At 40.3% G+C, this 8,569-nt stretch carries 8 protein-coding genes; 3 read left to right on the top strand and 5 right to left on the bottom strand.

Going from position 1 to position 8,569, the window contains the following annotated elements; translation table 11 throughout:
* From K1X56_11100 to K1X56_11085, 4 genes are all read right to left on the bottom strand, one after another.
* The coding region (locus K1X56_11100; GenBank protein ID MBX7095264.1) for a DUF1573 domain-containing protein at positions 1–1,534 on the bottom strand (1,534 nt) is incomplete at its 3' end.
* A 3-nt stretch (positions 1,535–1,537) separates the two neighbouring features.
* Complete coding sequence (locus K1X56_11095; protein MBX7095263.1) at positions 1,538–3,040, bottom strand: SpoIIE family protein phosphatase; 1,503 nt, start codon at positions 3,038–3,040, stop codon at positions 1,538–1,540.
* 33 nt (positions 3,041–3,073) lie between these two features.
* Positions 3,074–4,237 carry a class I SAM-dependent RNA methyltransferase gene (locus tag K1X56_11090; GenBank protein MBX7095262.1) on the bottom strand — a complete coding sequence of 388 codons (1,164 nt, stop codon included), beginning with the start codon at positions 4,235–4,237 and terminating at the stop codon, positions 3,074–3,076.
* Between the two features lie 2 nt (positions 4,238–4,239).
* Positions 4,240–5,589, bottom strand: a complete 1,350-nt coding sequence (locus K1X56_11085; GenBank protein MBX7095261.1) for a tetratricopeptide repeat protein — start codon at positions 5,587–5,589, stop codon at positions 4,240–4,242.
* A 92-nt stretch (positions 5,590–5,681) separates the two neighbouring features.
* Between K1X56_11085 and K1X56_11080 the strand changes: the two genes are divergently transcribed.
* From K1X56_11080 to K1X56_11070, 3 genes are all read left to right on the top strand, one after another.
* Positions 5,682–6,104 carry a TerB family tellurite resistance protein gene (locus K1X56_11080; protein MBX7095260.1) on the top strand — a complete coding sequence of 141 codons (423 nt, stop codon included), beginning with the start codon at positions 5,682–5,684 and terminating at the stop codon, positions 6,102–6,104.
* Positions 6,105–6,240: 136 nt separating this feature from the next.
* Entirely contained in the window at positions 6,241–6,585 is a 345-nt protein-coding gene (locus tag K1X56_11075; protein ID MBX7095259.1) for a translation initiation factor, read from the top strand.
* Positions 6,582–7,778: a beta-lactamase family protein gene (locus K1X56_11070; protein MBX7095258.1), complete on the top strand. Its 1,197-nt coding sequence runs from the start codon at positions 6,582–6,584 to the stop codon at positions 7,776–7,778. Before K1X56_11075 ends, K1X56_11070 begins: the two co-directional genes overlap by 4 nt.
* A 43-nt stretch (positions 7,779–7,821) precedes the next feature.
* On the opposite strand, the gene K1X56_11065 is transcribed toward K1X56_11070, so the two are convergent.
* On the bottom strand, positions 7,822–8,529 hold the full coding sequence (locus K1X56_11065; GenBank protein MBX7095257.1) for a YebC/PmpR family DNA-binding transcriptional regulator: 708 nt from the start codon (positions 8,527–8,529) through the stop codon (positions 7,822–7,824).
* Between the last annotated feature and the right edge of the window lie 40 nt (positions 8,530–8,569).

The following is an 8,569-nucleotide window of genomic DNA, read 5'->3' as shown; positions in this document are numbered from 1 at the left end:
TTAATTCTTTCGCCCTTCTACGCGCTACGTAATTGTTGTCGTATTTGGAATAAGTGGGAGAATTGGATGCGGAACTTTCAATGAGAAAGCGAATTTTTTTTCCTTTCATTAATTCGTTACGGATAACTGTCTTCCACATTTTATAATCGTTACGTGCCGAATCGAGACGATAGGTTCCGTAGGGAATAAATTGCTGGTAGGTGGGTAAATCTTGTAGCGGCGGACGAAATTGAATTCCTTTTTCTCCAATGGGAGTACGGTATCGCAGTGTATCGTTTTTTCCGTTCAATAAATCCTGCGGATCAAACCATTCTTCGGGCGATAAAATGGGAAGTTGTTGTAAGAGCAATTTACTTTCAACTTTTTCGGTTGCTCCGGTCACAATTAAAGTCGGCACACTAAAGTGAATTTTCTCTGCAGCAATTCCGTTTTCTTCGGCGTATTTTACAATTTGTTTTTCAAAGGCGATGACCTTTTTCTGGAGCAGTTTTAATTCGGCAGAAGTCGTGTTTCCGGTTATTTTACTTTCCAAACGAATTCCGATTTGTGCATAACCATCGGTAAGTACTTGCCGGATAACAGGGCTCATGAATTGTTCAAATTCAGCTTTTCCGGTGGCAATGGCCTGAAGGTTATTTTGGCGATATAGTTTGTTTCCCAAACGTAAAGAACCAAGTGAATCGTTGGAGGCATTTAGCTTTTCATTTTTGCGAAACATTTCCAGTGGATTTTCATTCACCTGCAGAAAACCGGACTCCGGAATTTTATCGTTATTAAAATCGAGGGAAGAGATTTTGATAATTCCCAATACATTTTCCGGAATCTGCTCTGAAATCACAAAGTGATTATCGGCAAATCCGATTTGATTGGGAGAATAATTTCTCCGTTTTAATTCGGTAATCAGGAATTTTTTAATGGGTAAAAACAAATCTTCCGCTGTTTCTTTATCGTATTCACCTTTGCGAACAAACAATTCAAGTTTAACAGTGGTAAATCCGGTTAAGTCAATTTCGTAAGTGATATCGTTGACGAAATCTTGTAATCGGCCATCATTTAAAAAGCGAAAATCACTTCCTGAAATGATGGGAGCATTAAAGGGTTTAATCTGCAGCACTGTTTTTTTCCAGCCTTCATTATAGGCAGGGAGAATTTCTTTCTCAATGACAACCCCTTTAATATTGAGGAAAAAAGTTTGTTCGCCTTTAGATTTCGTAGCGGCAAGAATCTCGACCGATTTAATGAATTTTCCGGGTCTTCCGCTTGGATCGTATTCTACTTCGATAAATCCTTTTTCTCCCGCTTCTAAAACTTTACCGGAAGCTTTTGGAATCATACATCCGCATGAAGAACGGACTTCTTTGATTTCTATTTTTTCTTTTTCGTTGTTAACGAAGATGAATTGGTGATAGACTTTTCCTTCGGATTCTTTAATGTATCCGAAATCATAAAGTATTTCCGAAAAATGTAAACTAAGGCCTTGTCCATTTGAAACAACACCACTAAACAGAAATACCAGAATTAAAAAAGGGCGCATCACTTAAACCTTAGGCACACGTATTCCAATCACCAAAATATCATCCATCTGTTCGTGTTCTCCCTGCCAATCGGCCAATGCATTGCGGAAGTATTGTTCCTGTTCTGCCATGGGGAGGTGACGATGCTGCATGATCAAATCTTTAAATCGCTTGGTCATGAATTTTTTATCCTTATCGCCACCAATTTGATCCGGATATCCATCCGAGAACAGATAAATTAAATCGCCCGGTTGTAAATCAACGGTTGTGGTGGTGAATTTTGTTTTTTCATAGGCAGAACCTCCTCCAATTGGAAAACGGTTTGCTTTAATTTCCGAAAGTTCTTCGTCACGAATGTGAATGAGCGGACGGAAAGCTCCGGAGAATTTGAGGTCTTTAAAATGTTTGCAGAACGAAACCAATGCCAAATCCATTCCGTCTCTGGTTTCGCGGTCATCTTCCCTTTGGCGCAAGGCTACCTTTATTCCTTCGTCGAGCGTATCCAGAATTTTTCCCGGATCAAAAATTTCTTTCTGATTGATGATTTCATTCAGTAAGGTATTACCGATCATACTCATAAACGCACCCGGAACACCATGTCCCGTACAATCGACAGCAGCAATAAAAACACGGTCTTTTATTTCGGTGTACCAGTAAAAATCGCCACTAACTATATCGCGTGGTAAAAACAAAACGAAGGAGTCGTTTAGTTCTTTGCGGATGTGGGTAATGGAAGGTAAAATGGCTTCCTGTATTCGTTTTGCGTATTGAATACTATCGGTGATGTCTTTGTTTTTAGCTTCAATGATGGCGTGACTCTCAATGATCTCTCGGGTAAGTTGTTCCTCTTTGGCTAGAATAGAACGAATGGAACGGAATAAAAAGAATCCCAATAAACTGATCAGGAAAATAGAAATAGCTGCCCGAATTCCGATTTCTTTTCTGGTTTTCTGAATAAATGCATCAAATTTAGAATCTACCTGAACAGCCGCCACCACTTTACCATTATGATCCTTTATCGGTGCAAAAGCAGATAACCAGGTACCGTTTTCATCTTCATAGGGAAGAATTACTCCACCTTTTTCGTATTGCTGAACGTGAATCGGCGAAAATTTTTCCCAGGGATGTCTCCAGTAAATGGAATCTGAATGGATCACAAAGTGAAAAATATCTTCTTCCGGAACATAAACCATCGTGTAAATGGGTGTTTCCAGTCCATTGGTGATATAGGCCTTTCTTAAGATGTCATGAAATTCCTTGTAAACCATATCCGAATGAACGGTTGTGAGCTGGTCTTTCAGTGGATACTGACGGTAAAGAATTTCGTGTGCATCGCCGTCAATTTGATTCGAAAGCGTATTGGCTATTCCGGATAATTTTCTGACTTCTCCTTCTTCGTAAAGTTTCAATTGCGTGTAATAACCGGTCACCAGAAAGTAAACCGTAATTCCGATAATAGCACCAAACACCAGGATTAAGATCCGGGCGGTTGCGTTCGATAATATTTTCCGCAGAATAGAACTCAAATGGCTTAGGCTATACGTACAAGTATAATCAAATTAATTGGATTTTTTACTACCCTCATAAAGCTCAAAATGGCGGAAGGAGCATTCTAGCGGACCATTAAACAGGGCATATTTTTCACTGGCTTTGAGTCCCACACTTTTTAACGCTTCCATATTGGATGAAATAACCCAGGCATCGCAATTGTTGAATTTTTTCTTGAATTCGTCGCCAATGGCCTTGTAAAATGCATTTAGGTCGGTTTCACTTTGAAGGCGTTCACCATAGGGTGGGTTCATCATTACCATGGCGGGTTCCTGGTCGGGACGTTCAAAATCGAAAAAGTCTTTAACGGCAAAGCGTAGGGAATTACAGCGTAGTATATGTGCGTTTTTTTTCGATTTTTCAATGTTTTCGCTGAGAAGATCGGTCCCAATAATAAAATGATCCGGTTGTTTTTTAATCTCACGGGCAGCTTCGGTTCGGATGGAATACCACAAATCTTCATCGTAATCGGGCCAGTTCATAAATCCGAATTTTTTCCGGTACCAGCCGCCGGGAATATTCATGGCAATCATGGCCGCCTCTATAGGTAAGGTACCGCCACCGCACATGGGGTCGATAAACGTGGATTCGCCTCTCCAGCCACTGAGCATAATCATACCAGCCGCCAATAATTCATTCAGAGAAGCCTCTCCCTGGCGTTGACGGTAACCGCGTTTAAATAAGGCATCACCGCTCGAATCGAAAGAAATGGTGACCTCCTTCTGATAAATATGCAAATTCAAACGGAAGGAAGGTTCGTCCTTATCAACACTCGGACGTTTACCGGTTTTGCTTCGGAAATGGTCAACAATAGCATCCTTCACCTTGAGTGATGCAAATTGCGAGTGTGTAAAAATGGTGGAATTTACCGAAGGGGTAATGGCGAAGGTATCGGTGGGACGAAAAAATTTACTCCACTCAATGCGTAATGCTTTTCGGTATAATTCTTCCGGATCTTCAGCCGTAAACGATTCGATTGGAACCAAAACCGCCAGAGCGACTCTTGAATAAAGGTTCACCTTGTACATAATGGAATTATCTCCCATAAAGGAGACAGCCCGTTTTAATACTTCCACATCTTCACCACCCAGATTCCGGATTTCATCCGCCAGAATATTTTCTAATCCCTGATATGTTTTTGCGATCATTTGAAAATGATCCTTTTCTTCTTCCATGTTTATTTCTTTTTTTTCTTCTTCTTGATATCACAACTCTTTAATATCTCTGCGGGGATATCCTCTTTTCCGAGAAACAAAGCCATTTCACAGTCGGTGCAAGCCATTTCATGATTCCCCTCTGCAAAATAACAAAGGCAACGCAAATAATAGGCTTCCGTATCGGCCGATTCTTTTTTCAGATAAATGCTTAAATCCTGAATTGCATTTCCGGGTAAATTCAATGCATAAGAACACAAGGCCCGGTTATATCTGAAATCGATATTTTCCTCGAGCGAAAGTGCTTTGGTATAATCGTTTTTTGCATCGGCAAATTGTTGCAATGCATAATAGGAATTTCCCCGGTTAAAAAATGCTTCCGGATTTTCTGCATTTTTAGCAATGTATCGGTTGTAATACTGAACAGCATCGGTATACATGGTCATCTGATACATACAAAATCCCAATTGGAAAAGGATTTCAATATTGCTGGAGTCGAGCTGATAGGCATCGAGATAATCGGCTTGCGCAAGTTGTGCCTGATCCAGTTCGAGTAATAAATTTCCACGTTGAAAAAATGCTTCAGGATCTTCCGGATCGTTGGTCAGAATTTTATTGTATTCGGCCAGCGCCATATCATATTTATTGGTCTCTTCATAAATGACAGCAAGTGAATAATGCGCCGCAGGTTCTAGGGAATCGATGTTGAGCAGTTTCATTAATAATTCCTTCGAGCGGTCATACTGTTTCTCCTGAATCAATAAACTGGCCTCTGTATAGATAACATCATAATTTCCCCATTCCGATTTTTTCATGATCTCCACCTGTTCCCAGCAAGGACTGTTTTTCCCTTGAGCCAGCCAGATATCGCAAAGGCGTAAACGGGGACGAATATCGCTGGTGTCCATTTGAAGCACCTTTTTAAAATCAGCCTCTGCCTGCTCTAAATTATTCTGACGAAAATGAATTTCGGCAATGTTGTACCAGGCAATGGTATCCATTGGATTAAGTATAGTTGCCTTTTGCAGCAATAACAAACTGGAATCGATATTACCTCTAAAAAATTGTACCCCTGCTAATTTTCTCCAGCCGATGGATTGGGAAGGTGCAAGCTGAACATAGCGGTTAAACGCAATCTGGGCTGAGTCGAAATCGAGTGTGCTGATAAATAGGTCGCCCCACAGTAAAATACCGGGGAGGTAGTCCGGACATTCCTTCAGCAATTTCCTGCAATCTGAAAAAGCTTCCCGGTATTGTTTGTTTTCCGACTCCAGTTTCGCCTTCGGGTAAAGCTTATCTGCTACTGCACAATGTTGTGCTGCAAGAGAAATGCTGAAGAAGAAGAAGAAAAGGGAAACGGTAAAGGTCCTCATGAATGGCAAAAATAGGTTTAATGCAGTAATTTATCGACACATGAACGATAAAAAGGCATTTTTCGTTTATTCGCAATAAAAAACGATCATTTATGGGAATTTTCGACGCATTTAAATCATCAGACAAAAGCACATTGACGTCTAAGAAAGCACTTACGGTGTCCTTGCTTTACATTATGGCGGCAGATGGAGAACTTGATCCTGAAGAATTAGGATTATTGTTCAGTGTCGCTGGAATTAACAGTAAATCCGAATTGGAGGATGCCGTAAAATATGTTCGGTCCAACAAATGGACTGACTTCCTGGAACAGGTAAAAGCGGGAAATATGCTTAATGAACAACAGAAATTATATATCCTCACGAATATGGTGGATGCATCACTGAGTGACGGAACGGCGGAACCTGAAGAACAGCACATGATTATGAAATTTATTGAAGCATTCGGCATTTCTGAAAGTCAGTTTAAACCTTATTTCGATGTGATTGTATTTAAAAACAACCGGAAATTGTTTTAATCGGATTCATCTTCATTGTAGGTCCCCTTTCCCAACGGAGAGGGGATTTTTTTTTCAATTCTCATTGTGTAAAACTCTGCTTCATTCACTATTTTTCAATATCCTTTTTGCTGATTTTTATATAAAATTTTGCACGATGAGTAAGAATAAGAAGGATAGGGTGAACGTAGTGTATTCTACCAATCCCAATTTTAATTATGAATTTGAATCATCTCAGGAACAGGAAACGCTGGCTCCTTCTGCTCAGGATTTACGGGTTCAATTGGATAAAAAACAAAGGGCGGGTAAAGCAGTTACTCTGATCACCGGTTTTATCGGTACCAATGATGATCTTGAGGCGCTGGGCAAATTGTTGAAATCGAAATGTGGGGTAGGAGGTAGTGTGAAAGATGGCGAAATTCTAATTCAGGGAGATCACCGCGTGAAGATTATGGAGATTTTAAAAAAAGAAGGATATAAGGTAAAACAAATTGGAGGATGAGATTTTTCATTTCGTTTTTTATTGTTCTTGTTTTATTTTCTTCCTGTAGTGAACATCACACGGGTGAAGGTGCAACATCAAAACAAACCAATTCCATTGATAGCACGGCCTATTTCGATTCCTTGTATGCACCACTTCGTGAACAGATTGATACCTTTTTCATTGGTAAATTAAACAGAAAAGAATTCAACGGTTCAGTATTGATTGCCGATAAAGGTCATGTCGTTCTCAAAAAATCTTACGGATTTACAAGTCCCGACGAAAAAGACAGTTTGCAATTGCATCATCGTTTTCAATTGGCTTCCGTTAGTAAACCTTTTACTTCTGCAGCAGTATTGTTATTGGCAGACCGGGGTAAAATTCATCTCGACGACAGTATTCAGGTTTATCTCGATAGTTTTCCTTATCACGGAATAACCGTGCGCATGTTGCTTTGTCACCGTGGTGGACTCTCCAACTACAATTATTTTGCGGATGAATACTGGTCGGATAAAAGCAAGCCGGTTTCTAACGACAGTGTGCTAATGATGTTATACCGGAATCAGCCTAAACCCTATTATCGTCCCAACGAAAAGTTCGATTATTCCAACACAGGTTACATGTTATTGGCGAGCATTGTAGAAAAAGTGAGTGGTGAATCTTTTTCTTCATTTATGAAAAAAGAAATTTTTGATCCACTTGGTATGACGCATTCTGCCATATACGATCGCTGTGCTGGAGTGGAAATTCAGGATCGTTTGGAAGGATATGACTGGAAAGACCGGAAAATTGAGGACACGTATCAAAATGGAGTAGTGGGCGATAAAGGGATGTATTCCACCGTAGAAGATTTATTTTTATTTGATCGAGCCATTCACAAAGGCAAACTATTAAAACCAGCCACCTGGAAAGAAGCATTTCGTTCGCATAATCCGGATCGCGGTGAAAATGGAAAAGATGATTATGGATTAGGCTGGCGTTTAAAAACTTCATTTGCGGGATACGAAGTGGTTTATCATACCGGTTGGTGGAAAGGTTTCAGGTCATATTTCATTCGGAATATTACGTTGGATCAAACCATCATTTTAACCGATAATATGAAGCGCAATCGCTTTTTGGGTATCGAAGAATTACTGGATTTAGCTGATGGAGGATCATTCGGATCAGCGTTAATGTCCGACTCATTAGCCGTAGAGGGCGGCAATAAAAAATAAAAGCTCCGCGATGGGAGCTTTATAACTAAGCATTTAGTTGATGTTAAGCCATATTGGTAAACACTTGCTGTACGTCATCGTCATCTTCAAATTTCTCCACTAATTTTTCAATTTGTTCTCTTTGTTCTTCGGTGACCTCTACTGTGCTTAATGGGGAGCGTACTTTTTCTGCACTTAAAATTTCGAGACCTTTTGCTTCCAGTGCTTTTTGCATCGAGCCGAAATCGGCAAACTTGGTTACAATAAAAATCTCTTCGCTGTCGCCCTCAATTTCTTCCAAACCTGCATCAATCAAATCCAGCTCCAGTTCTTCAACATTTAAACCGTTGTTTTTTACTGTAAAGTTGGCCTTACGTTCAAATACGAAATCCAGCGAACCCTGTGTACCTAAGGTACCTCCAGCTTTGTTAAAAATAGAGCGCATATTGGCAACGGTACGGGTGGTGTTATCGGTAGCTGTTTCAATAAAAATGGCAACACCGTTGGGACCATATCCTTCGTAGTTCACCTCATCAAAATTCGAGGAGTCCTTATCCGTCGCTTTTTTAATGGCCGATTCAACATTAGCCTTTGGCATATTGGCAGAACGGGCATTTTGCATAATGGCCCGCAGACGTCCATTTACATTCGGATCAGGTCCGCCGGCTTTAACGGCCATCTGGATCTCTTTACCGATTTTGGTAAAGGTTTTCGACATCGCATTCCAGCGAGCAAATTTTCTGGCTTTACGGTATTCAAACGCGCGTCCCATAGTCAATCAATTTTATTGCAAAAATAATATTTCGGTGAAA

The sequence above is a fragment of the Flavobacteriales bacterium genome (genome assembly GCA_019694795.1).
Classification (GTDB): domain Bacteria; phylum Bacteroidota; class Bacteroidia; order Flavobacteriales_D; family UBA2798; genus UBA2798.
Note: the sequence above shows the minus strand (reverse complement) of the source record. Positions and strands in the feature narration are given on the sequence as shown.

Bases quoted from the DNA above. Each gene is read 5' to 3' on its own strand.
- K1X56_11080 (MBX7095260.1), top strand. From the start codon at position 5,682: ATGGGAATTTTCGACGCATTTAAATCATCAGACAAAAGCACATTGACG.
- K1X56_11085 (MBX7095261.1), bottom strand. From the start codon at position 5,589: ATGAGGACCTTTACCGTTTCCCTTTTCTTCTTCTTCTTCAGCATTTCT.
- K1X56_11075 (MBX7095259.1), top strand. From the start codon at position 6,241: ATGAGTAAGAATAAGAAGGATAGGGTGAACGTAGTGTATTCTACCAAT.
- K1X56_11070 (MBX7095258.1), top strand. From the start codon at position 6,582: ATGAGATTTTTCATTTCGTTTTTTATTGTTCTTGTTTTATTTTCTTCC.
- K1X56_11065 (MBX7095257.1), bottom strand. From the start codon at position 8,529: ATGGGACGCGCGTTTGAATACCGTAAAGCCAGAAAATTTGCTCGCTGG.
- K1X56_11090 (MBX7095262.1), bottom strand. From the start codon at position 4,237: ATGGAAGAAGAAAAGGATCATTTTCAAATGATCGCAAAAACATATCAG.